We start from the raw sequence: 21,766 nt of genomic DNA, 5'->3' as shown, positions 1-21,766 counted from the left end.
CCTGCCAGCTGTGACCCGCACAACAGGCCAAGGCTGGAAAGTTACGCCGCGGGCTGACACAGCCCGCGGCGTAACACTGCCTGCACGGCGTCAGGACTTGACGATCACCGCACTCCAGGGCGCCAGGGCGAGGGCTTCGCCGTCAAGGGCGCTGCCCTCGTCCGTGGCCAGCAGGACGGTCCCGGCAACGTCCTCCAGCCGGACCTTGGCGTCCGAGAGGTTCAGCAGTACCTCAACGCTTCCGCGGCGGAACCGCAGCCAGCCGGCGTCGTCGTCGAACGTCACCTCCGTCTCGGTGAAGCCAAGGCCGGCAAGCTCCGGGTGCTCGCGGCGCAGCGCCGTGAGGGCACGGTAGAGCTCCAGCAGCCGGGCGTGGTCCCCGGCGGAGGCTTCGTCCCAGTTCAGCTTGGACCGGCGGAAGGTTTCGGGATCCTGGGGGTCGGGCACGACGGCGGGATCCCACCCCATGCGCTCGAACTCCTTGATCCGGCCTTCCGCGGTGGCCTTGCCCAGCTCGGGTTCCGGGTGGGAGGTGAAGAACTGCCACGGTGTGCTCGCCGCGAACTCCTCGCCCATGAACAGCATGGGCGTGAACGGGGACGTGAGCGTAAGCACGGCGGCCATGGCCAGCTGCCCGTGGGAGAGCGACTGCGAGAGCCTGTCCCCCGTGGCGCGGTTGCCGATCTGGTCGTGGTTCTGGTTGCAGACCACCAGCGCCGCCGGGTGCACCAGCGAAGCGTCGATGGGCCGGCCGTGGTGCCGTCCGCGGAAGCTGGAGTAGCTGCCGTCGTGCAGGAAGCCGTCCTTCAGGACCTTCGCCAGGACCGCCAGGGACTGGAAGTCCCCGTAATACCCGGTGGTCTCGCCGCTGACGCTGACGTGGACCGCGTGGTGGAAGTCGTCGCTCCACTGCCCGGCCAGCCCGTACCCGTTGGCGTCCCGCGGGTAGATCAGGCGGGGGTTGTTCAGGTCCGACTCGGCAATCAGGGTCTTCGGCAGCCCGGTCTCCGCCGCGACGGCGTCGCCCAGGGCACCGAACTCCTCGAGGATGTGCACGGCGCGCTCGTCCTTCAGCGCGTGCACGGCGTCCAGGCGGAGGCCGTCCACGTGGTAGTCCCGGAGCCAGAGGGCGAGATTGTCCAGGATGTACTCCCGCACCACGTCCGAGCCGGGGCCGTCCAGGTTCACCGAGTCGCCCCAGGTGTTGGCGTCCCCCTGCTTGAGGTAGGGGCCGAACCTGGACAGGTAGTTCCCGCTCGGGCCGAGGTGGTTGTACACCACGTCCTGGATAACACCCAGGCCGGCGGCGTGGGCAGCATCCACAAAGCGCTGGTAGGCAGCAGGCCCGCCGTACCCTTCATGGACCGCGTACCACTGGACGCCGTCGTAGCCCCAGTTATGGGTTCCGTTGAACCCATTGACCGGGAGCAGCTCCACGAAGTCGATTCCCAGGTCCGCGAGGTACCCGAGCTTCCCGGCCGCCGCGTCCAGGGTCCCCTCAGGGGTGAACGTGCCGACGTGGAGTTCGTAGATCACCGAACCCTTCAGATCCTTGCCCTTCCAGCCGGAGTCCTGCCAGGCATGGGCTGCGGGGTCGAAGGTCCTGGAAAGTTCATGGACGCCGGCGGGCAGGCGGCGGGAGCGCGGGTCCGGAATGGGATGGGTGTCCCCGTCCAGCAGGTAGCCGTAGTCCACCTCGCCGTCAGCCGGGGCATCCGGGGCTGTCCACCACCCTTCAGAGCCCGGAGCCGTGTCCTTTTCCGTCATGGGGTACTGCCGGCCGCCGGCCAGCAGGACCACGGACGTGGCCTCCGGAGCCCAGACATCGAAGCGCCCGGGGCCGCCATTCACAAGGGTCATGCCTTCTCTCCATCCGCCGGTACGAGCAAAGCCACGGGGTAGGTACCCAGGACGTCGGCCACCGAAACGGGCCCGGGGCCGTAGCTGTTGCCGGTGAGTTCGTCGCGCAGCGTCGTGGGAAGTTCGACGGCGGTGTCCCGCCATCCGCCGTCGGCTGCCAGTCCGGCGGGAAGCCGGGTGGCCAGGGTTAGGGCCCCAGTGGAGCCGTCACCTCCGCGGTGGAACGCGACCAGATGCTCTGCCGCTGGACCGGTGGCTGTCACGGGGCTGTAGCCCTGGAACAGTTCGGGCCGGTCGCGGCGGAGCCGGAGCGCGCGGGAGGTGACCAGGAGCTTGCTGGTTTCCGTGCCCGCCGCGGGCAGGGTGCCGGCTTCGAGCTTTGCAAGCTCCTGCCGGCGGACCTCGAAGTCCACCGGGCGGCGGTTGTCGGGGTCGGTCAGGGACCGTTCCCAGAATTCGCTGCCCTGGTAGACGTCCGGGACGCCGGGCATGGTCAGCTGGACCAGCTTGGCGGACACAGAGTTGGACGCGGCGTAGGAATCAATGCGTGCCACGAAGCCCTCCACCACCTTGGTGACCCGGCCGTCGTCGAACGCTGCATCCACTGCAGCCTTCACAGCCGATTCGAAGTCCTCGTCGGGGCTGGTCCAGGTGGTGGAGTTGCCGGCTTCCCGGGCAGCCTTCTCGGCGTAACCCTGCAGCCGCTCCCGGCTGGCGGGCCAAGCCCCCACCACAGCCTGCCAGAGCAGGTTCTCGTAAGGGCCGTCCGGGATCGGGGCCAGTTCACGGAGGGTGTTCAGCGTTGCCGTCCACTCCTGCGGCAATTCGGCGATCACCGAGATCCGCGCCCGGGCGTCCTCGCTGCGCTTGGTGTCGTGCGTGGACATCGTGGTCATGGACAGGGGAAGGTCCCGCTGGCGCCGGGCCATCCGCTGGTGGAACTCTGCAGGGGACACAGCGAACTCGGTGGGTTCCGCCCCCACCTCCGTCAGCGTGCCCAGCCGGGTGTAGCGGTAGAACGCCGTATCCTCAACGCCCTTGGCCATCACCATGCCCGAGGTCTGCTGGAAGCGGACCGCGATGGGGTTGGCGGGGTCAAGGAGCAGCGGCAGCAGCGTGCCCACGGCAACCTCGAGGTCGGGCCGCCGGGCCGCCGCTGATTCGCACGCTTCCTTAAGTATCCCGGCGCCGGTGGGCAGGTACGTCCGGTACACCGGGAACGCAGCGATGATCTCGGCAACGGCATCGGCTGCCTGGTCCACCGCAAGCCCGTAGGACTCCGGAACAAGCCGGGCCAGGCGCAGGACCTCGGACCGCAGGATGCCGTCCGCGATCATGCGCTTGGTGCTCCGGATCATCTCCGCGTAGTCCGCGGGGGTGTCGGAGCCGCGAAGCTTCGCATCCAGCTCGTCCAGCTCCTGCTGGCCTGCAGGGTCAACGAACAACCGGTCCACGTCCGCGAGGGCGTCGTAGCCGGTGGTTCCCTCGGTGGCGAAGTCCTGGGGCAGGGTTTCGCCCGGCTCCAGGATCTTTTCCACCAGGACGTACGCTCCGCCGCTGAGGTCCTTCAGCCAGCGCAGGTAGCCGGCGGGATCGGCCAGGCCGTCCGGGTGGTCCACCCGGAGGCCGTCCACCAGCCCCTCCTTGAACCAGCGGCCCACCTCGGCATGTGCTTCCTCAAAGACCCTGGGCGTTTCCACCCGGATCCCGGCCAGTGTGGTGACCGCGAAGAAACGCCGGTAGTTCAGCTCCGCATCCGCCCGGCGCCAGTCCATCAGCTCATAATGCTGGCGGCTGTGCACCTCCTCGGGTGAATCGCCGTCGGAGTAGCTTCCGGAAGCCAGCGGGAACCGGTGGTCGTAGTACCGGAGCTCGCCGTCCTTGATTTCCAGCTTGTCCAGGTCATCGTCGGAGCCGAGCATGGGCAGCCGGATCTTCCCGCTGGCCAGGTCCCAGTCGACGTCGAAGGCGTCGGCGTAGGGCGAGCCCTGGCCTTCCTTCAGCAGGGACCACCACCAGGGGTTCTGCACGGGCGTGGCGACGCCCACGTGGTTGGGCACGATGTCCACCAGGACACCCATGCCGTGTTCGCGGGCAGCCTTGGACAGGGCGAGCAGCCCCTCGGGCCCGCCACGCTCCGGGTCCACCGCGGAGGGGTCGGTCACGTCATAGCCGTGGTCCGAGCCCTGCTCCGCGGTCAGGATGGGCGAGAGGTACACCCAGTCAGCGCCGAGGTCCTTCAGGTAGGGGACCTTTTCGGCGGCATCGAACAGGGTGAAGCTGCGACGGATCTGCAGGCGGTAGGTGGATGCCGGGACCCTCACTTCGCCGTAGCCTTCCGCTCCCCGATCTTGGTGGTTTTTCCGGGCTCGGCCACCATGGGGGTGGTGAGCGATTCAGTCTCGCTGGTGGAGGTCTGGGTCAATGCCGCCAGGGAGGCCGCCACGGAGTGGTCGGGTTCCACTTCCTCGACGGTGTGCGCACGGAGGACCACCAGGGACTTTGCTTCCACCGGCAGCGGCTGCCCGGCGGCCACCGGTTCCGTGTCCGCGTTCTGCCCGGCGGTGTCGATGATGACGTCCCAGGCCGGAGCGTACTCGTCCGAGGGCAGGGTGAACTTCACGGTGTCATCGTGGGCGTTGAAGTACAGCAGGAAGTTCACGTCGGTGATCCTCCGGCCGCGGCTGTCCTTGCCCTGGATGCCGTGCCCGTTCAGGAAGACGCCCACGGACCGGCCAAAGCCGCTGTCCCAGGCTTCGGGCTTCATGTTCTCGCCCTCCGGGTCCAGCCATACGATGTCCGGCAGCCGTTCGCCTTCGCCCCGCAGGACCGGGCGTCCGTCGAAGAAGCGGCTGCGGCGGAAGGTGGGGTGCTTGGCGCGGAGCGCGTTGACGGCCGCCGTGAACTCGATCAGCGGCTGGTCCACGGTGTCCCAGTTGATCCAGGTCAGCTCGGAGTCCTGGCAGTAGCCGTTGTTGTTGCCCTGCTGGGTGCGCCCCATTTCGTCGCCGTGCAGGAGCATGGGGACGCCCTGGGACAGCAGCAGCGAGGCGATGAAGTTCCGCTGCTGGCGGGCGCGGAGGCCAAGGACTTCGGGATCGTCCGTGGGACCTTCGACGCCGCAGTTCCAGGACCGGTTGTGGGATTCGCCGTCGTTGTTGTCCTCGCCGTTGGCGTCGTTGTGCTTCTCGTTGTAGGACACCAGGTCCGCGAGGGTGAAGCCGTCGTGCGCGGTGACGAAGTTGATGGATGCCACGGGGCGGCGGCCGGAGTGCTCGTACAGGTCCGCGGAGCCGGTGATGCGGGAAGCAAACTCGCCCAGGGTGGCGGGCTCGCCGCGCCAGAAGTCGCGGACGGTGTCGCGGTACTTGCCGTTCCATTCCGTCCACTGCGGCGGGAAGTTGCCCACCTGGTAGCCGCCGGGTCCAACGTCCCACGGCTCGGCGATGAGCTTGACCTGGGACACTACCGGGTCCTGCTGGATGAGTTCGAAGAAGGTGGACAGCTTATCCACGTCATAGAACTCGCGGGCCAGGGTGGAGGCGAGGTCGAACCGGAAGCCGTCCACGTGCATCTCGGACACCCAGTAGCGCAGCGAATCCATGAGCAGCTGGAGGGAGTGCGGCTGGCGGACGTTCAGGGAGTTGCCCGTGCCGGTGTAGTCCATGTAGTGCTTCTCGTCGCCCTCCATCAACCGGTAGTAGGCGGCGTTGTCGATGCCCTTGAAGGACAGGGTGGGGCCGAGGTGGTTGCCTTCCGCGGTGTGGTTGTACACCACGTCCAGGATGACCTCGATGCCGGCCTTGTGCAGGGAGCGGACCATGGCCTTGAAATCCTGGACCTGCTGGCCGGTGTCCCCGGTGGAGCTGTAGGTGTTCTGCGGCGCGAAGAAGCCGATGGTGTTGTAGCCCCAGTAGTTGTTCAGGCCCTTGTCCTGCAGGGTGCCGTCGTTGACGAACTGGTGCACGGGCATCAGTTCGATGGCGGTCACGCCGAGCTTCTGCAGGTGTGAGATGACGGCGGGGTGCGCCACGCCGGCGTAGGTGCCGCGCTGTTCCTCGGGAATTTCCGGGTGCAGCTGGGTGAGGCCCTTGACGTGCGCTTCGTAGATCACGGACTGGTGGTACGGGATCCGCAGGTTCTGGTCGCCGTCCCAGTCGAAGAACGGGTTGATGACCACGCCCATCATCATGTGGCTGGCGGAGTCCTCATTGTTGATGGAGTCCGGCTCGCCCAGGTTGTAGGTGAACAGCGAGGGATCCCAGTCGACCTGGCCGTGGACGGCCTTGGCGTAGGGGTCCAGCAGGAGCTTGTTGGGGTTGAAGCGGTTGCCGGAGGCAGGATCGTACGGGCCGTGGACCCGGTAGCCGTACTTCTGTCCGGGCTGGACCTGCGGGATGTAGCAGTGCCAGACGTAACCGTCCACTTCGTCCAGCTCGATGCGGGTTTCCTTGCCGTCCTCATCGAAAAGGCAAAGTTCGACTTTTTCTGCTCGTTCGCTGAACAGGGCAAAGTTGGTGCCGGTTCCGTTATAGGTGGCGCCAAGGGGATAAGCCGATCCGGGCCAGACTTCCATAATGCTCCTCTTTGTGATTCGGCAGCAGTAGAGCAGGCGCGCCCTGCTGCCGGTGCGAACTAATGCCTACCGTAACGGTTGGGTGTGACTATTACGTTTCCGCGCCTCTGGGTTACTAAGCGTGCTTACTTTACCCCAAGTCTGGGGTAGGGAGTCTGCGATGCCTCCCGCAGTGACCGGTCCCCCGGCGCTGGCGTCCGACGCCGTCCGTCCCGCTTTGCCGTGCAGGGCGGCTCCCAGCGCGGCAAGGACGGCCCAGCGCACGTCCGGTTCAACGCCCGCTTCCCTGAAGCGCCCGACGTCGGGCCCCGCCTGGGCGAGCAGCGCACCGATGACGCCAGCAAGGACGTCACCGCTGCCGGCCGTTGCCAGCCAAGGCGTGCCGTCCGCCTGGCTGAAAATATCGCCCGAGGGTGCGGCCACCAGGGTGGTGGCTCCTTTGAGCAGCACGGTGGCGCCGGTCAGTTCCGAGGCGCGGCGTACCGCGGCCAGGGTTCCGCCTTCCACCACGTCCCGGTCCTCGGATCCGCCCAGGCGTTGCAGCAGCACGGCCAGCTCGCCGGCGTGGGGCGTGAGGACAACGTGCGGGCCAAGGATTTCGGGAAGAGCGGGAAGGGCGCCGGCGTCCGCCACGACGGGCAGGCCGGAGTCCACGGCGTCACGGGCGCGCTGGAGCTGGTCATGGTGCTCCGGGCCCATGCCGGACCCCACCAGCCAGGCCTGCACCCGGTTGTCCGCGACGGCGCCGGTGCTGCAGACAACCTCAGGGCACGCCTGCCTCACCAGGTCCGCGACTTCGGGCGGGCCGAGGTAGCGGACCATCCCCACGCCCGCGGCCAGGGCACCGCGGCAGGCCAGCACAGCGGCCCCGGGATAGTCCACGGAGCCAGCAACAACTCCGAGTACTCCTCGGGAGTACTTGTGGGCGCGCCGGGCAGGGTGCGGCAGCAGCCGCGTCAGGTCCCCGTCCTCGAGCCGGCGGAGCGAAGGCTGCGGCAGGTGCTCCTCGATGCCGATGGGCACCACCAGCACCTGGCCGGCGTAGTCGGCGCCGGGGTCAACCAGCAATCCGCTTTTGGCACCGCCGAAGGTGACGGTCAGGTCCGCCGGGAGCACCGGCTGGAAAACCTCGCCGGTATCGGCGTCCAGGCCGCTGGGAAGGTCGCAGGCAACCATCAAGGCATGTCCGTCCCGGCCTGCCTTCAGCTCGGCGACGGCTTCAACCAGCGCGGCAGCACTCCCCCGCAGCCCGCCTTTGGCGCCTGTGCCCAGGACGGCATCGATGACGACGTCGGCACTTGCCGCTTCTCTGGCGAGTGCGGCGGGTGCCGCCCCGGCAAGACGGTGCACCCGGCCGCCGGCACGCTCGAAGGCAGCCAGCGCCTGGGGGTGGGCAGTGTCTCCGGTGAGCACCGCCGTCGTGCGCATTCCCCGCGCGGCAAGGAAGGACGCGGCGTACAGGCCGTCCCCGCCATTGTTGCCCTTGCCCGTGAGGACGCAGACGCTGGCGCCGTAGATGGACAGGCCGCGGGACCGGCGTTCCCTGATGACGGCGTTGGCCAGGCCGTAGGCGGCACGCTGCATGAGGACGTCGCCCAGTCCGGAGGCGAGGAGCGGTTCCTCAGCCTGCCGGACCTGGGTTCCGGTGTAGGCGCTGATCATGGTGCCAGTTCCTGTGGGGGCCTGAGCGTGGTCAGCCTTCGGCCAGGACGGTGGCCGTGGCGATCCCGCCGTCGTGGCTCATGGAGAGGTGCCAGCGCTTGACGCCCTTGGCCTCGGCAACAGCCAGCACGGTGCCCTTGACCTGCACGGTGGGTCCGTTCTGGTCAAGGCCGATCCAGCAGTCCTGCCAGTTCATGCCGGCAGGCGCACCGAGGACTTTGGCAACAGCTTCCTTGGCGGCAAACCGGGCAGCCAGTGACCGGGTGTTCAGCTCACGCTCGGCGGGAACGAACAGCCGGTCCCGGAGGCCCGGGGTGCGTTCAAGCTGGCGGCCGAACCGCTCGATGTCTACAACGTCTACGCCAATGCCAACAATCATGGCACTACTCTACGTGGACGGCCTTGGCCCGCCGTGCGCAGCGCGCCTGGCAAGGCCCCGGATACGAGGGAAGCCCCGGGCGCTGGGCCCGGGGCTTCCCTGTTGGATCAGTACCGGAATCAGTCCGGCCGGTCGCTACTCGACCGTGACGCTCTTGGCGAGGTTGCGGGGCTGGTCCACGTCGTAGCCCTTTGCCTGGGCCAGTTCCGCGGCGAAGATCTGCAGCGGGACGGTGGTCAGCAGGGGCATGAGCAGGGTGGGGGTTTCGGGGACGTAGAAGACGTACTCGGCGTAGGCCTTCACGGCTTCGTCGCCTTCCTCGGCGATGACCAAGGTGCGGGCGCCGCGGGCGCGGACTTCCTGGATGTTGGAGACCACCTTGGCGTGCAGGGAATCGCGGCCGCGCGGGGACGGGACCACCACGAACACCGGCTGGCCCTCATCGATCAGGGCGATCGGGCCGTGCTTGAGCTCACCGGCGGCGAAGCCCTCGGCGTGGATGTAGGCGATTTCCTTCAGCTTCAGCGCACCCTCCAGCGCCACCGGGTAGCCGACGTGGCGGCCCAGGAACAGCACCGACTTCTCATTCGCCATGGACCGGGCCAGTTCACGCAAGGGCCCGGCGTTGTCCAGGATCTTCTGGATCTTCGCCGGGATCTTGTTCAGGTCAGCGAGGACGTCCTTGATCTGGCCGGAGAAGATGTTTCCGCGCAGCTGTGCCAAATACAGGCCCAGCAGGTACGCGGCGGTGATCTGCGCCAGGAACGCCTTGGTGGAGGCCACCGCGATCTCCGGGCCCGCGTGCGTGTAGAGCACGGCGTCGGACTCACGCGGGATGGTGGAGCCGTTGGTGTTGCAGATGGAGATGGTCTTCGCGCCCTGCTCCCGGGCGTAACGGACGGCCATCAGGGTGTCCATGGTCTCCCCGGACTGGCTGATGGACACCACCAGGGTGTTCGCGTCCAGGATCGGATCCCGGTAGCGGAACTCGTGCGCGAGCTCCACCTCGGTGGGGATCCGGCACCAGTTCTCGATCGCGTACTTCGCCACCATGCCCGCGTACGCGGCGGTGCCGCAGGCCAGCACAATGATCTTGTTGACCTGCTTCAGCAGCTCAGGATCGATCCGGAGCTCATCCAGGGTCAGCTTGCCGTTGATGTCGGAGCGGCCCAGCAGGGTCTGCGCCACGGCGTCGGGCTGGTCATGGATTTCCTTCTCCATGAACGAGCTGAAGCCGCCCTTTTCTGCCGAGGCAGGGTCCCAGTCCACGTGGTATTCCTTGCCCGCGGCCGGGTTGCCGAAGAAGTCGGTGATCTCCACGGTGTCCGCGGTGATGGTGACGATCTGGTCCTGCCCCAGCTCCACGGCCCGGCGGGTGTAGTCGATGAACCCGGACACGTCCGAGCCCAGGAAGTTCTCGCCCTCGCCCAGGCCCACCACCAGGGGTGAGTTGCGGCGGGCGGCCACCACGACGTCGGGCTGGTCGGCGTGGACAGCCAGGAGCGTGAAGGCGCCCTCCAGCCGCTGGCAGGCCAGTTCCATGGCACGGGTCAGGCGCCCCTCGGCGGTGTCCCCGGCGAGCTTGTTCCGGTAAATATCTGCCAGCAGCGCGGCGGCAACCTCGGTGTCCGTCTCGGACAGGAAGGTCACGCCCTTATCCAGCAGCTCGAGCTTGAGCTCGGCGAAATTTTCAATGATGCCGTTGTGGATCACGGCGAGCTTGCCGCCGTCGGCCAGGTGCGGGTGCGCGTTACGGTCCGTCGGCCCGCCATGCGTGGCCCACCGGGTGTGGCCGATCCCCGTCACCGTCTCCGGCAAAGGATTAGCCTCCAGCTCGGCGATCAGGTTGCTCAGCTTCCCCGACTTTTTCCGCGACTCGATGGCGCCCTTGGACACCACGGCGACCCCGGCGGAGTCGTAGCCCCGGTACTCCAGGCGGCGCAGTCCCTCAAGAACAACATCCAGCGCGCTGTGACCGGCAATTCCGCCGTCAACTGAACGGCCCACATATCCCACGATTCCACACATAGGCTCAAGACTATCGGCAGGGGCGCCCCAGATCTAAACCGGCTGCCGTTCCTTGCAGAGGCGGAATGTTGCGGTTGGCGCCGCGCGCAGGCCGGGCCGCATTTCGCTATGTGCCGGGCGAGGGGCAGAATCTCTAACGTGACTTTGCAACGCAACGAGGCGAACGGGGAGGGTGTCTCCCCGTTCGTCGAGCTGGACCGGCAGACCTGGTCCCGGCTCGCAGACGAGATGGAACAGCCTCTTAACCAAGAGGACATTGTCCGTCTCCGTGGCCTCGGGGACCCCCTGGACATGAAGGAGATCCGTGAGGTCTACCTTCCGCTTTCCAGGCTCCTGCACCTGTATGTGGAGGCCGCCGGGCAGCTGCACGCCGCGACCACCACGTTCCTGGGCGAACACACTCAGCGCACGCCGTTCGTAATCGGCGTGGCGGGGTCCGTGGCGGTTGGCAAGTCCACCATTGCCCGCGTGCTCCGTGAAATGCTCAGGCGCTGGCCCGGCACCCCCAACGTGGAACTGATCACCACGGACGGCTTCCTCTATCCTTTGGCTGAGCTCAAGCGGCGCCAGCTGCTGGAACGCAAGGGCTTCCCGGAGTCCTATGACCGCCGGGCGCTGCTCCGTTTTGTGAGCGAAATCAAAAGCGGAGCGGAGGAAGTGCGCGCGCCCTGGTACTCGCATGTCACGTACGACATCGTTCCGGGCAAGGAAGTGGTGGTCCGCCGGCCCGACGTTTTGATCGTCGAGGGGCTGAACGTGCTGGCTCCGGCGCGTCCGAGGCACGACGGCCGGCAGGGCCTGGCGCTGAGTGACTTTTTCGACTTCTCCATCTACGTGGATGCCAAGACGTCCTACATCGAGGAATGGTACGTGGACCGCTTCCGCAAGCTGCGCAGCACCGCGTTCGCGCAGCCGGAGTCCTACTTCCACCGCTACGCCACCTTGTCCGATGACGAGGCGGAGACCACGGCGCGGGACATCTGGAAGCGCATCAACGAGCCCAACCTGGAGGAGAACGTCCTTCCCACCCGGGGCCGGGCGCAGCTGGTTCTGACGAAAGACGCGGACCACTCGATCCGCCGCATGCTCCTCCGCAAGGTTTAACACACGTGTGCCACGACTGCTCCCCCTCCTCCGGACAGGCGGCGAGCCGGCGCAGCTTTACGCGCTTCCTCGCAGCGGGCGCCGGACTCACTGTGCTAGCAGCCTGCACACCGCAGGCACCCAGCGCCGTGCCGCCGTCGTCGGCTTCTCCTGCCCCTTCCCCATCTGCTTCCCCTGTTGCGGAAAGCGCGACGGCGGCGCCCGCCGCCGAAGTTGCCGCGCCTGCTCCCCCGGTCCCCACGCCGTCGCCCTCGGCCGCGCTGCCGCGCCAGTTTTCCCTCACGGACCCGGCAAGTCCCTGGCTGATCGTGAACAAGCACCGACCGGTGGTACCGGCGGGGTTCGTCCCGGCTGACCTCGTGCGTCCCGCCGTCGCCATGACCGCTTCCGGCGAGGCGGCGCTGCTAAACAGGACGACGGCGGCTGCTGCGGAGGCGATGTTCGCGGCGGCCGCGCTGGAGGGCGTGTCGATGGTCCTGGCCAGCGGCTACCGCTCTTACAACACGCAAGTGGCCACCTACAACGGCTATGTGGCCGCCCGTGGCCAGGCCGATGCGGACACGGCCAGCGCCAGGCCCGGCTATTCGGAGCACCAGACGGGCTGGGCTTTCGACATTGCCGACGGCAACGGCGTGTGCGGGTTCCAGCCGTGCTTTGCGGACCAGCCCTCGGCCGTCTGGGCCAAGGCGAACGGGCACCGGTTCGGGTTCGTGGTGCGCTACCCGTGGATGTTCCACCCCATCACGGGGTACTACTACGAACCGTGGCACCTGCGGTACATCGGCGTGGAGGCAGCCACGGACATGGCTGCGCGCGGGATTTTCACGCTGGAGGAGTACTTCGGCGTGGAGGCGGCTCCGGCGTATCCCTAGGGATGTGAGCTAGTTTGGTTCCTATGCTTACTGGATTCAAGAATTTCATTATGAAGGGCAACGTCGTTGACCTTGCTGTCGCCGTGGTGATCGGTACCGCCTTCGGAGCGGTGGTGACAGCGATGGTGAACAAGGTGCTTATGCCGTTCATTGCGGGCCTGGTGGGGTCACCCAACTTCGACAGCTTCGGCAAGGTGGACTTCAACGGCAACGCCATCGAATTTGGTGTCCTATTGACCGCGATCGTCAATTTCCTGCTGATCTCCGCGGCCATCTACTTTGTGGTGGTGATGCCCATGAACCTTATGATCGAACGCCGGAACCGCAGGCTGGGGATCGGCCAGGACGTGAAGGAGGAGTCCGCAGAGGACCCGCAGATCGCCCTTTTGACTGAAATCCGGGATGCGCTCAAGAGCCGGACTTCCTAACTGCCTCTCCAACCGACAGTGGCCCGTTTCCTTCCGGAAACGGGCCACTTTTTGTTTGCGTCGGCTTGTTACTCGCTGACCAATTCCAGGGCGAGTTCGGCACGGACCACCTGGGCCAGGTGTTCGGCAATGGAGTGGGCGGTTTCTTCGTCCGCAGCCTCCACCATCACGCGCACCACCGGTTCCGTGCCGGACGGGCGGAGCAACACGCGGCCGGTATCGCCCAGTGCGGCTTCCGCAGCCGCCACGGCCTGGGCGAGGACCTCGTTGCTGCCCACCCTGGTGCGGTCAACGCCCTTGACGTTGATGAGCACCTGGGGAAGCTTGGTCATCACCGTGGCGAGCTCCTTCAGCGGCTTCCCGGTCAGGGCGATCTGGGCGGCGAGCTGCAGTCCGGTGAGGACGCCGTCCCCAGTGGTTGCATAATCCGCGAAGATCACGTGCCCGGACTGTTCCCCGCCAAGGTTGAAGCCGCCGTCGCGCATCTCTTCCAAGACGTAGCGGTCCCCCACTGCCGTTTCGCGGATGCTGATGCCGGCCTGGCGGAGGGCGATCTTCAGGCCGAGGTTGCTCATGACTGTGGCCACCAGGACGTCGTCCTTGAGCTTCCCTGACTCTTTAAGCGCCACGGCGAGGATGGCCATAATTTGATCGCCGTCCACCTCGGTGCCTTCGTGGTCCACGGCGAGGCAGCGGTCGGCGTCGCCGTCGTGGGCAATTCCGAGGTTGGCGCCGTACTTCAGCACAGCTTCCTTGAGCGGGCCAAGGTGGGTGGAGCCGACGCCGTCGTTGATGTTGTGGCCGTCTGGGTCCGCGCCGATGACGATGACGTCCGCGCCGGCGTCCTTGAACACCTGGGGCGAGCAGCCGCTGGCAGCGCCGTGCGCGCAGTCCAGGACCACCTTGATGCCCTCCAGGTTGTGCGGGAGGGTGCCCAGGAGGTGGACGATGTAGCGGTCCTCGGCATCGGAGAAGCGCTGGATGCGGCCCACGTCAGCGCCGACCGGGCGCACTGCCTCCCTGGACATCTGGGCCTCGATGGCGTCCTCGACGTCGTCCGGGAGCTTCTGGCCGCCCCGGGCGAAGAACTTGATGCCGTTGTCCGGCGCTGGATTGTGGGAGGCGGAGATCATCACACCGAAGTCCGCGTCCAGGTCAGCCACCAGGTAGGCGGCCGCGGGCGTGGGGAGGACGCCGGCGTCGTAGACGTCCACGCCTGAGCTGGAGAGCCCGGCCTCCACCGCGGCAGCGATGAACTCGCCGCTGGCGCGCGGGTCACGGGCCACCACGGCGCGCGGCCGCGTCCCGTTGGAGTTGCGGTCGTGGCCGAGTACGACGGCGGCCGCCTGGGCCAGCTGCATCGCCAGCTCCGCAGTCAACAGACCGTTCGCGAGGCCCCGGACACCATCAGTTCCAAATAATCTAGACACCGGTCAAGTCTAGAGGATGGGCGGCGTGGCACCTGCGTAGCCTGCATGTCGCCGCCGCTTCTACTTGTTCAGTACCTGCGTTCCAGCGGGGGCGATTACTGGGACTACTTGGTTCTTTTGGTTCTTACCTGTCTTTCTCCAAAAGCCTCGCCACGGCTATTTGGGCGTCCCTACGATCCATGCATGACACCTAGCTATGGGGGCTTGGCGCTCGAAATTGTTGTACCGGTCTTCAATGAAGAAGCGGTACTCGAAAACAGCATCACAAGGCTCGCCGAATACTTGACGCACGAAATGCCGTCGACGTGGAAAATAACCATCGCCGATAATGCAAGCACCGACCGGACTCCGGTGATTGCCGCTCGACTCAGCGAGCACATGCCGAATGTTGAGTATCGCCGCCTTGACGTCAAAGGGCGCGGATACGCCCTGAGGGATGCCTGGGGCGCCTCCGACGCGAAGGTCCTTGCTTATCTGGACGTGGATCTTTCCACAGATATGGCTGCGCTGCTGCCCTTGGTCGCTCCGTTGTTGTCCGGGCATTCCGACATTTCTATTGGCACTCGTCTGGGCCAAAGTTCCCGTGTAAGCAGGGGTCCCAAACGCGAATTCATTTCAAGGTCCTACAACTTCCTTCTCCGGCGGACCATGCAGGTGCGTTTCTCGGATGCCCAGTGCGGTTTCAAAGCGATCCGCGCAGACGTTGCGAAGCGCCTCCTCCCCCATGTGGAGGACAACGGGTGGTTCTTCGACACTGAGCTCCTGATCATTGCCGAGCGCTCTGGACTGCGCATACATGAAATTCCTGTCGATTGGGTGGATGACCCGGACAGCCGTGTGGATATCAAACAAACTGCTCTCGACGACCTGCGGGGCATGGTCCGCGTTGCCGGTTCTCTGGTGAAAGGAGTAATTCCAGTAGCGGCGATATATGCAGAGCTGGGGCGTCGGCCCATCGTGCCGTCGGGCCGGCCCAGCTTTTTTGGCCAGGTTCTCCGCTTTGGACTGGTCGGAGCTGTCTCCACGCTTGCTTTCGCCCTGCTTTACCTAGTTCTCCAAGGACCTTTCGGGGCCCAGGAAGCCAATTTCCTGGCCCTGCTCCTAACGGCTGTCGGCAATACAGCCGCTAACCGCAGGTTCACCTTCGGGATAAGTGGCCCGGCGAAATTGTTCACACAACAGTTTCAGGGCTTGATTGTTTTTCTACTGGCCTGGACCATAACGTCCTCGTCGTTGCTGATCCTCCACGCAGCGAGCCCTGACGCGGCGCCAAACCTGGAACTCCTCACGCTGACAGCGGCCAACATCTTCGCCACGCTCATGAGGTTTGTCCTCCTCCGGCTCTGGGTTTTCCGTGTGCGGCGGGTTCATGAACGGCCTGCTCTACGGACCTTTTGGCCGGCTGGAGAACCTGTCAAGTGAAGGGCATGGTGACTCCGATCAAAATTGCCATAAGTGCAGCCAGAGATCAGACTCTTACATCGAGACTAGGTGACCTGGCGACCAGCTTTCTCCCGGGCGCTAAATCCCTTCCGCTATGGGAACGTGCTTCACTGCTGTCCCTTCTCCTGCTCACAGGCTTTTTATACTGCTGGGGTTTGGATATAAACGGGTGGGCAAACGCCTACTACTCGGCCGCAGCGATGTCCGGCGCCCAGGATTGGACGGCGTTCTTTTACGGTTCTTCTGACCCAGCAAACGCCATCACAGTGGACAAGCCACCCATGAGCATCTGGGTGATGGCAATCTCCGTCCGACTGTTTGGATTAAACAGCTGGAGTATCCTTCTTCCGCAGGCACTTATGGGGATATTAACCGTCTACCTCGTTTATGCTCTGGTTCGTCGATACATGGGAGTCACTACAGGGCTTCTGGGCGCGACATTCATGGCCGTGACGCCGGTGAGTACAGTGATGTTCCGCTACAACAACCCAGACGCCCTACTGATTCTCATAATGGTGGCCACGGCACTTGTGACTGCTTTGGCCATTGAATATGAGCGGCCCTGGCTCATGGCCCTCGTGGGCGTAATGGCAGGAGCTGGGTTTCTCACCAAACAATTACAGATTGGCCTAATTGTTCCTGCGCTGGCCATCACATATTTGGCTTTCGCGCGGAGCACCTGGCCTCGGCGCCTCCTCCACTTGGGGTACTCAGCAGCCGCGACAATAGCTGTTGGCGCCTCATGGCTCCTAGCGGTGCAGATCACGGATCCGGCTGACCGGCCATTCATCGGAGGATCCACGACGAACAGCTCGTTAGAGCTCGCCTTAGGCTACAACGGCCTCCAGCGGCTCACAGGCGAGGCAGCTGGCCGCACACTTACGGCTGGAACCAAGGTCGACGCCTTGGATGCGGGCTATCAGCGTTTCCTCCAGCCGCAATTTTCCGGCCAGTTCGGCTGGTTCTTGCCGCTTGCCCTAGCCGGTCTTGTCATTGCCACTTTCTGGTTGGCGAAGCACCAGGGCACGCGGGGGCTCAGGATGGTGATGTTGATGTGCGGCATCTGGTTTGCCACATCAGCTACAGTCCTGGCGTTCATGTCCGGAACTTTACATCCGTATTACTCCCTCACTGCGGTGCCTCCGCTTTGCATCTTGGCGGCCACCGGTTTCGCCTGTCTATTCACTACGGCGTACCGGCCTAGCCGTAGCGTCTTATTCGTGGTCCTGCTGGCATCATCAACCATGGCGTATGCCACTACCCTTCGTTCCACGGCGGAACTTCCGGGCGTGCCCCTCTTGGTGCTGGGCATGTGGGCCACGGCCAGCGCCATTTACCTCTTGCCAGGATCCCCCCCGGCCTTACATCAGGTCTCAACGATTGTGCTCCTTGCGACCTTACTGACCGGCCCTGTCCTGTGGTCCGCCAATACCGTCCTCAGTCCTCACACGGGAGCCGGTGTCGTGGCGGGGCCGGCCATCGCCGGCCTCCGCAGTGATCACCCGGGAAAACAACAGCTGGGGGACGAATTGACGCCCGGGCATGTGGCCCTGATGTTTGGCGATGCTCCACCGGCCGCCGTAGCAGATGTGCTTCGAAACCTTCACCCCTCGGCGACCTGGGTGACAGCCACCGTGGGATCTGAAACTGCCGCCAACTACCAGCTCGAACTGGGTCGCGCAGTGCTGCCGGTGGGCGGGTTCGACGGCACAGACCCGTTTCCGACACTGGAGCAGTTCCAGCACTTCGTTGCGGAAGGCAAAGTGGGTTCACTCGTCATCCAAGACCTTCCGCCCCTAACTCTTGAAGGCAAGGGCGAATCAGCGCGGATCGTGCAGTGGGTGCGGCAGAACTTCCCGGCCCAGACCACCGAGAGCGCAGAACTCTACGTGCTCGTGCGGCCCTAAACGGCAGAAGCCCGCCCCGCCAATGGCGGGACGGGCTTCTGTGTAAGCGGGTTTAGCGCTTGGAGTACTGCTGAGCCTTGCGGGCCTTCTTGAGGCCGGCCTTCTTACGCTCGATAACGCGGGCGTCGCGAGACAGGTAACCGGCCTTCTTCAGGGTGGCGCGGTTGTTCTCGACGTCGATCTCGTTCAGCGAACGGGCGATGCCGAGGCGCAAAGCACCGGCCTGGCCGGAGATGCCGCCCCCGTGGATGCGGGCGATGACGTCGTAGGCACCTTCGAGATCAAGGATCTTGAACGGCTCGTTGACGTCCTGCTGGTGCAGCTTGTTCGGGAAGTAGTTGTCCAGCGCACGGCCGTTGATGGTCCACTTGCCGGAGCCGGGGACAACGCGAACGCGTGCAACGGCTTCCTTGCGGCGGCCAACAGCTGCGCCGGCAACGGTCAGGGCCGGACGCTCCTTCTTCGGCGCAGCCGCGTCAGCAGCTGAGCTTTCAGAGGTGTAGCTGGTCAGGGTTTCCTCAGCCTCAACGGCTTCGGTGGTCTCTTCGTTCTGAGCCACGATTCTCCTTGTATAGATAAGTTGTTTGGTGGCCAGGACTACTGGGCGACCTGGGTGATTTCGAAAGTCTTGGGCTGCTGGGCGGCGTGCGGGTGCTCAGCACCGCGGTAAACCTTCAGCTTGCCCAGCTGCTGGGCAGCGAGGGAGTTCTTGGGGAGCATGCCCTTGATCGCCTTCTCAACGGCGCGGACCGGGTTTGATTCCAGGAGTTCCGCGTAGTTGACGGAGGTCAGGCCGCCCGGGTAACCGGAGTGGCGGTATGCGCGCTTCTGCTCCAGCTTGGCGCCGGTGAGGGCAACCTTTTCAGCGTTGATGATGATGACGAAGTCGCCCATGTCCATGTGGGACGCAAAGGTGGCCTTGTGCTTGCCGCGCAGCAGGATTGCGGTCTGGCTCGCGAGACGACCAAGGACAACGTCTGTGGCGTCAATGACGTGCCACTGGCGGTTGATATCGCCGGGCTTCGGGGTGTACGTACGCACGGTGTTTGCCTCGTTCTTGTTCTGGCGTTCTTTTTTAGGTGTCACTAGCTCGTGCACCTACTATCTGCGCGCTACCGGAACAGAGGTGAGGGCTCTATGTAACCAGTCATCCTGTGGTTCCGAATGTGCACGTTGAGTAGTTATCCTGCAACCGGATTCTCAAGCGGGCACGCACCATCGGAATAGGACACGCACAACGACTCCCAAGATTAGCGCGTTAAGGGGTTCAGGGTCAAAATGGGGTAGCCGGAGGTTGCCCAAACACTGCCGGCCTGACGGACGCAGGGGGTCGCGTGGTTGCATCGGGTACTGACGGTTCCGTCGGTTGGCTTCTGGTGACAGCAGCCGCAATCGCTGGCCTGGTCCTCTCTCCCCTCGCCGAGAACCTCATCGCCAGGCGGCTTCCCCGGTTGGGCGGCCTTCCTGCTGTCCCTGTCAGGATTACGACGGCGGCAATTACCGCCGTTCTTTGCGTCGCCTTTAGTTTGCGATTCGGCTTAGGACTTGCGCTGCCGGCTTTCCTGTTCCTGGCAATTCTCGGCGTGCAGCTGTCCCGGATCGATATCGCCCTGCATTTGCTGCCCAACCCGCTCGTGTTCATGCTGCTTACTGGCGGGTTCCTGCTATTGCTTATGCCGGGTTTTCTTAATATGCAGGCCGATGACCTGCTTCGCTCGGCACTCGGAGCCCTGATTCTGTTTGCTTGCTACCTCAGCTTGGGCCTCATTTCTCCGGGCGCCATCGGAATGGGCGACGTAAAGCTCGCGGCACCTGTCGGCCTCTACCTCGGGTACCTAGGTTGGAGCCAACTCCTTTACGGGGGCCTGTTTGGGTTCATCCTCAACGGAGCGATCACGGCGTTGCTGCTCAGCAAAAAAGGCCCGAAAGAACCATCAGAAGTGGCCCACGGGCCCTCCATGCTTGGTGCTCTCGCTGGGGCCAGCCTCTTCATTCCGTAGTCCTCTTTATAGCGCCGGGCCAGTCCCCTTTCTGCGCCGGGGCGCCTCCTTCCAAGTAGTGGGCGACTGTACTCGGCTCCATACCTGAGTACCGCCCCCATCGTTCGAGTACGTACTTTTGACGCCCCTTCAAAAAGTCGAGTACCACTACGCATTGTTGCCCTCACCACCCAAATGACAATCTCTTCTTAGCGAAGTCCAGCCGCTAAGGATTTATGGGGGCAGCTGGAAATTCGTTGAAATCCAATAAACCCATTTCACCGAATTAAAGGAAATTACAATGACTTCTCTCATGGTCTCAATGACTGCTTTCATCGCCGGCATCAAGGAGCGCTTCGAGTCGGAAAAGGGCGCCACCATGGTGGAGTACGGCCTGATGGTCGCTCTCATCGCCATCATCGTCGCTGTTGGTGCCGCTGCTTTGGGTGTCGGTATTGACACCCTGTTCGACAACACCACGCTCAAGCTCTAGCTCAGGACATGTCATTGGCCCCGTGGACCGTCGGTAGACCGTCCCCGGGGCCAATGCAATTCTCCAGGTCGAGATATTGCGACATCTCAGACACACATGAAAACCGAGCCCGGGGAGACGGTCTTGAATTCGAAAACAAAAGAGCGCGGTGCAGTTGCGGTAGAAATGGCAGTGCTACTGCCGCTTCTATTACTCATCCTCATAGGGACAATGGAATTTGGCCGGGTCTTCAATGTTCAGAATTCTTTGACCCAAGCCGCCCGGGAAGGCGCCAGGCATGCCGCCATCAACTACAACAAAAGCACTTTGGATGTCGAGGGAACCGCACTCGCGGCTGCTCCGTCCCTGAACGGCCTAGCTATGACTGTCACCGATAACGCCAGCACCTGCACATCAGGGGCTGACGTGGAAGTCACCACCAGCGTGAGCCTCCCGTCACTGTCCGGCTTTCTTGACACTGGCGGACTCTTTCCAATGACACTGACCGGCGTGGGAGTAATGCGATGCGGGGGCTAAGGATGAGCAGCAGCAGCAAGGTGAAGATATTTCCCGGAGCGTCGGACAAGGAGCGGGGAGCAGCAGCGGTCCTTGTCGCTTTTTCCATGGTCGTCCTGCTGGGTTTTGCTGCTTTGGCTGTCGATGTCGGGGCCATGTATGCGGAAAAAGCCCAACTGCAAAACGGTGCAGACGCGACTGCCCTGGCCATTGCCGGCGACTGTGCAAAGGGAATCAACTGCGCAACAGCTATGGCCGACAGTGACAACCGTCTTGCAGACGAAAACGCCAATGACGCCTCCAGCGGAACCTTCTCCGTAACGCAGCCCTCCTCCAACAGCGTAAGAGTTGAAACCAATGCACAGGGGGCGGGCTCAACGGACGATAGTTTTGCATTGTTTTTTGCCAAAGTCCTTGGCAACGATACGGCCGTCATTCATGCTGCAGCCGTAGCCACTTGGGGAGCTCCCTCAGAGGCAACAACCCTACCTTGGACCATCAGCCAGTGCGTCTTCGAACAGTATCTGTCACCATCTCAACTCGCTGAGCTCAATTCAACCGGGAGCTTCACAGGGGATCCCATTCCTACTCATATCCTGCTGCGCTATGACGAAAACACTCCGGACTACCCCGGGTGCGTCCCTCAGAACGGATATGCGGAGGGCGGTTTTGGGTGGCTGGACAGGGACACCGGTTGCTCGGCAGATATCGATCTCGCAGCAGCAGAGGTGGGTAACGATCCCGGCAATGACTTCCCGAGTGAGTGCAACGGAATAATCGCCACCCTCATGGATGAGCCAATCCTCATTCCGATCTTCAGCACTGCAAGTGGCACCGGCCAGCATGCAACGTATGGCCTTGTCGGCTTCATCGCATTTCAAGTTACTGGATACAAGTTTGGCGGCGGTCCCTCTTTGACGAATCTGGACCCCGTGGCGCCCGAGTGCACTGGCAATTGCCGTGGCATCCAGGGTTACTTCACCCGCTACGTTTCCCTCGCAGAAGGACTGGCGACGAGCGGTGGAGCACCGAACCTCGGGGCAACCGAAGTTTGGCTCTCGGAGTAGCCACCAGGCTCTCCGCTCTCGAAGCAGCATGAAACCTGAAGGA

The 21,766-nt window shown here is 64.2% G+C and carries 18 protein-coding genes; 9 read left to right on the top strand and 9 right to left on the bottom strand.

Annotated features, from left to right (window positions below; genetic code table 11):
- Positions 1-90 precede the first annotated feature (90 nt).
- From treZ to glmS, 6 genes are all read right to left on the bottom strand, one after another.
- The gene (treZ, locus tag ACIQF4_RS01140) at positions 91-1,860 is read right to left on the bottom strand and encodes a malto-oligosyltrehalose trehalohydrolase (RefSeq protein WP_400513882.1); all 1,770 of its coding nucleotides are present in this window, start codon (positions 1,858-1,860) and stop codon (positions 91-93) included.
- The gene (gene treY / locus ACIQF4_RS01135) at positions 1,857-4,184 is read right to left on the bottom strand and encodes a malto-oligosyltrehalose synthase (protein ID WP_400513880.1); all 2,328 of its coding nucleotides are present in this window, start codon (positions 4,182-4,184) and stop codon (positions 1,857-1,859) included. The genes treZ and treY overlap by 4 nt, the downstream gene beginning before the upstream one ends.
- Positions 4,181-6,436, bottom strand: coding sequence for a glycogen debranching protein GlgX (gene glgX, locus ACIQF4_RS01130; RefSeq protein WP_231454733.1), 2,256 nt, complete (start codon positions 6,434-6,436; stop codon positions 4,181-4,183). The genes treY and glgX overlap by 4 nt, the downstream gene beginning before the upstream one ends.
- A gap of 66 nt (positions 6,437-6,502) precedes the next feature.
- A complete protein-coding gene (locus ACIQF4_RS01125) occupies positions 6,503-8,098 on the bottom strand; it encodes an NAD(P)H-hydrate epimerase (protein ID WP_400513878.1) in 1,596 nt (531 codons plus the stop codon).
- Positions 8,099-8,129: 31 nt separating this feature from the next.
- On the bottom strand, positions 8,130-8,477 hold the full coding sequence (locus ACIQF4_RS01120; protein ID WP_066277757.1) for a holo-ACP synthase: 348 nt from the start codon (positions 8,475-8,477) through the stop codon (positions 8,130-8,132).
- Between the two features lie 135 nt (positions 8,478-8,612).
- Positions 8,613-10,505: a glutamine--fructose-6-phosphate transaminase (isomerizing) gene (gene glmS / locus ACIQF4_RS01115; protein ID WP_400513877.1), complete on the bottom strand. Its 1,893-nt coding sequence runs from the start codon at positions 10,503-10,505 to the stop codon at positions 8,613-8,615.
- 108 nt (positions 10,506-10,613) lie between these two features.
- On the opposite strand from glmS, the gene coaA reads away from it, so the two are divergent.
- From coaA to mscL, 3 genes are read left to right on the top strand one after another with little or no spacing between them, the layout of a single operon-like run.
- Positions 10,614-11,609 carry a type I pantothenate kinase gene (gene coaA / locus ACIQF4_RS01110; protein ID WP_350002012.1) on the top strand — a complete coding sequence of 332 codons (996 nt, stop codon included), beginning with the start codon at positions 10,614-10,616 and terminating at the stop codon, positions 11,607-11,609.
- Positions 11,610-11,614: 5 nt separating this feature from the next.
- Positions 11,615-12,481, top strand: coding sequence for a D-alanyl-D-alanine carboxypeptidase family protein (locus ACIQF4_RS01105; RefSeq protein ID WP_400513876.1), 867 nt, complete (start codon positions 11,615-11,617; stop codon positions 12,479-12,481).
- A 23-nt stretch (positions 12,482-12,504) separates the two neighbouring features.
- A complete protein-coding gene (gene mscL / locus ACIQF4_RS01100) occupies positions 12,505-12,909 on the top strand; it encodes a large conductance mechanosensitive channel protein MscL (RefSeq protein ID WP_104184295.1) in 405 nt (134 codons plus the stop codon).
- A 68-nt stretch (positions 12,910-12,977) separates the two neighbouring features.
- On the opposite strand, the gene glmM is transcribed toward mscL, so the two are convergent.
- On the bottom strand, positions 12,978-14,339 hold the full coding sequence (gene glmM / locus ACIQF4_RS01095) for a phosphoglucosamine mutase (RefSeq protein ID WP_400513874.1): 1,362 nt from the start codon (positions 14,337-14,339) through the stop codon (positions 12,978-12,980).
- A gap of 183 nt (positions 14,340-14,522) precedes the next feature.
- Here glmM and ACIQF4_RS01090 point away from each other — a divergent pair, with 183 nt between their 5' ends.
- Together ACIQF4_RS01090 and ACIQF4_RS01085 are read left to right on the top strand one after the other, a co-directional pair.
- Positions 14,523-15,761 carry a glycosyltransferase gene (locus ACIQF4_RS01090; protein ID WP_400513873.1) on the top strand — a complete coding sequence of 413 codons (1,239 nt, stop codon included), beginning with the start codon at positions 14,523-14,525 and terminating at the stop codon, positions 15,759-15,761.
- A gap of 302 nt (positions 15,762-16,063) precedes the next feature.
- Entirely contained in the window at positions 16,064-17,689 is a 1,626-nt protein-coding gene (locus ACIQF4_RS01085; protein ID WP_400579823.1) for an ArnT family glycosyltransferase, read from the top strand.
- A gap of 52 nt (positions 17,690-17,741) precedes the next feature.
- Here ACIQF4_RS01085 and rpsI read toward each other — a convergent pair whose 3' ends face one another.
- Both rpsI and rplM read right to left on the bottom strand, forming a co-directional pair.
- On the bottom strand, positions 17,742-18,248 hold the full coding sequence (rpsI, locus tag ACIQF4_RS01080; RefSeq protein WP_050684362.1) for a 30S ribosomal protein S9: 507 nt from the start codon (positions 18,246-18,248) through the stop codon (positions 17,742-17,744).
- 38 nt (positions 18,249-18,286) lie between these two features.
- Positions 18,287-18,730, bottom strand: a complete 444-nt coding sequence (rplM, locus tag ACIQF4_RS01075; RefSeq protein ID WP_015937805.1) for a 50S ribosomal protein L13 — start codon at positions 18,728-18,730, stop codon at positions 18,287-18,289.
- Between the two features lie 335 nt (positions 18,731-19,065).
- Between rplM and ACIQF4_RS01070 the strand changes: the two genes are divergently transcribed.
- The 4 genes from ACIQF4_RS01070 (at position 19,066) to ACIQF4_RS01055 (ending at position 21,723) form a co-directional block, all read left to right on the top strand.
- Entirely contained in the window at positions 19,066-19,689 is a 624-nt protein-coding gene (locus ACIQF4_RS01070; protein WP_400513869.1) for a prepilin peptidase, read from the top strand.
- A 280-nt stretch (positions 19,690-19,969) separates the two neighbouring features.
- Positions 19,970-20,161 carry a Flp family type IVb pilin gene (locus ACIQF4_RS01065; protein WP_377194730.1) on the top strand — a complete coding sequence of 64 codons (192 nt, stop codon included), beginning with the start codon at positions 19,970-19,972 and terminating at the stop codon, positions 20,159-20,161.
- A 96-nt stretch (positions 20,162-20,257) separates the two neighbouring features.
- Complete coding sequence (locus tag ACIQF4_RS01060; protein WP_400513866.1) at positions 20,258-20,677, top strand: TadE/TadG family type IV pilus assembly protein; 420 nt, start codon at positions 20,258-20,260, stop codon at positions 20,675-20,677.
- Between the two features lie 2 nt (positions 20,678-20,679).
- On the top strand, positions 20,680-21,723 hold the full coding sequence (locus ACIQF4_RS01055) for a pilus assembly protein TadG-related protein (protein ID WP_400513864.1): 1,044 nt from the start codon (positions 20,680-20,682) through the stop codon (positions 21,721-21,723).
- Positions 21,724-21,766 lie beyond the last annotated feature (43 nt).

It is taken from the genome of Pseudarthrobacter sp. NPDC092202, assembly GCF_044755505.1.
In the GTDB taxonomy this organism is placed as follows: Bacteria; Actinomycetota; Actinomycetes; order Actinomycetales; family Micrococcaceae; genus Arthrobacter.
Note: the sequence above shows the minus strand (reverse complement) of the source record. Positions and strands in the feature narration are given on the sequence as shown.

Bases quoted from the DNA above. Each gene is read 5' to 3' on its own strand.
- treZ (WP_400513882.1), bottom strand. From the start codon at position 1,860: ATGACCCTTGTGAATGGCGGCCCCGGGCGCTTCGATGTCTGGGCTCCG.
- glgX (WP_231454733.1), bottom strand. From the start codon at position 6,436: ATGGAAGTCTGGCCCGGATCGGCTTATCCCCTTGGCGCCACCTATAAC.
- ACIQF4_RS01125 (WP_400513878.1), bottom strand. From the start codon at position 8,098: ATGATCAGCGCCTACACCGGAACCCAGGTCCGGCAGGCTGAGGAACCG.
- ACIQF4_RS01120 (WP_066277757.1), bottom strand. From the start codon at position 8,477: ATGATTGTTGGCATTGGCGTAGACGTTGTAGACATCGAGCGGTTCGGC.
- glmS (WP_400513877.1), bottom strand. From the start codon at position 10,505: ATGTGTGGAATCGTGGGATATGTGGGCCGTTCAGTTGACGGCGGAATT.
- coaA (WP_350002012.1), top strand. From the start codon at position 10,614: ATGTGCCGGGCGAGGGGCAGAATCTCTAACGTGACTTTGCAACGCAAC.
- mscL (WP_104184295.1), top strand. From the start codon at position 12,505: ATGCTTACTGGATTCAAGAATTTCATTATGAAGGGCAACGTCGTTGAC.
- ACIQF4_RS01090 (WP_400513873.1), top strand. From the start codon at position 14,523: ATGACACCTAGCTATGGGGGCTTGGCGCTCGAAATTGTTGTACCGGTC.
- ACIQF4_RS01085 (WP_400579823.1), top strand. From the start codon at position 16,064: ATGAGCATCTGGGTGATGGCAATCTCCGTCCGACTGTTTGGATTAAAC.
- ACIQF4_RS01065 (WP_377194730.1), top strand. From the start codon at position 19,970: ATGACTTCTCTCATGGTCTCAATGACTGCTTTCATCGCCGGCATCAAG.
- ACIQF4_RS01060 (WP_400513866.1), top strand. From the start codon at position 20,258: ATGAAAACCGAGCCCGGGGAGACGGTCTTGAATTCGAAAACAAAAGAG.
- ACIQF4_RS01055 (WP_400513864.1), top strand. From the start codon at position 20,680: ATGAGCAGCAGCAGCAAGGTGAAGATATTTCCCGGAGCGTCGGACAAG.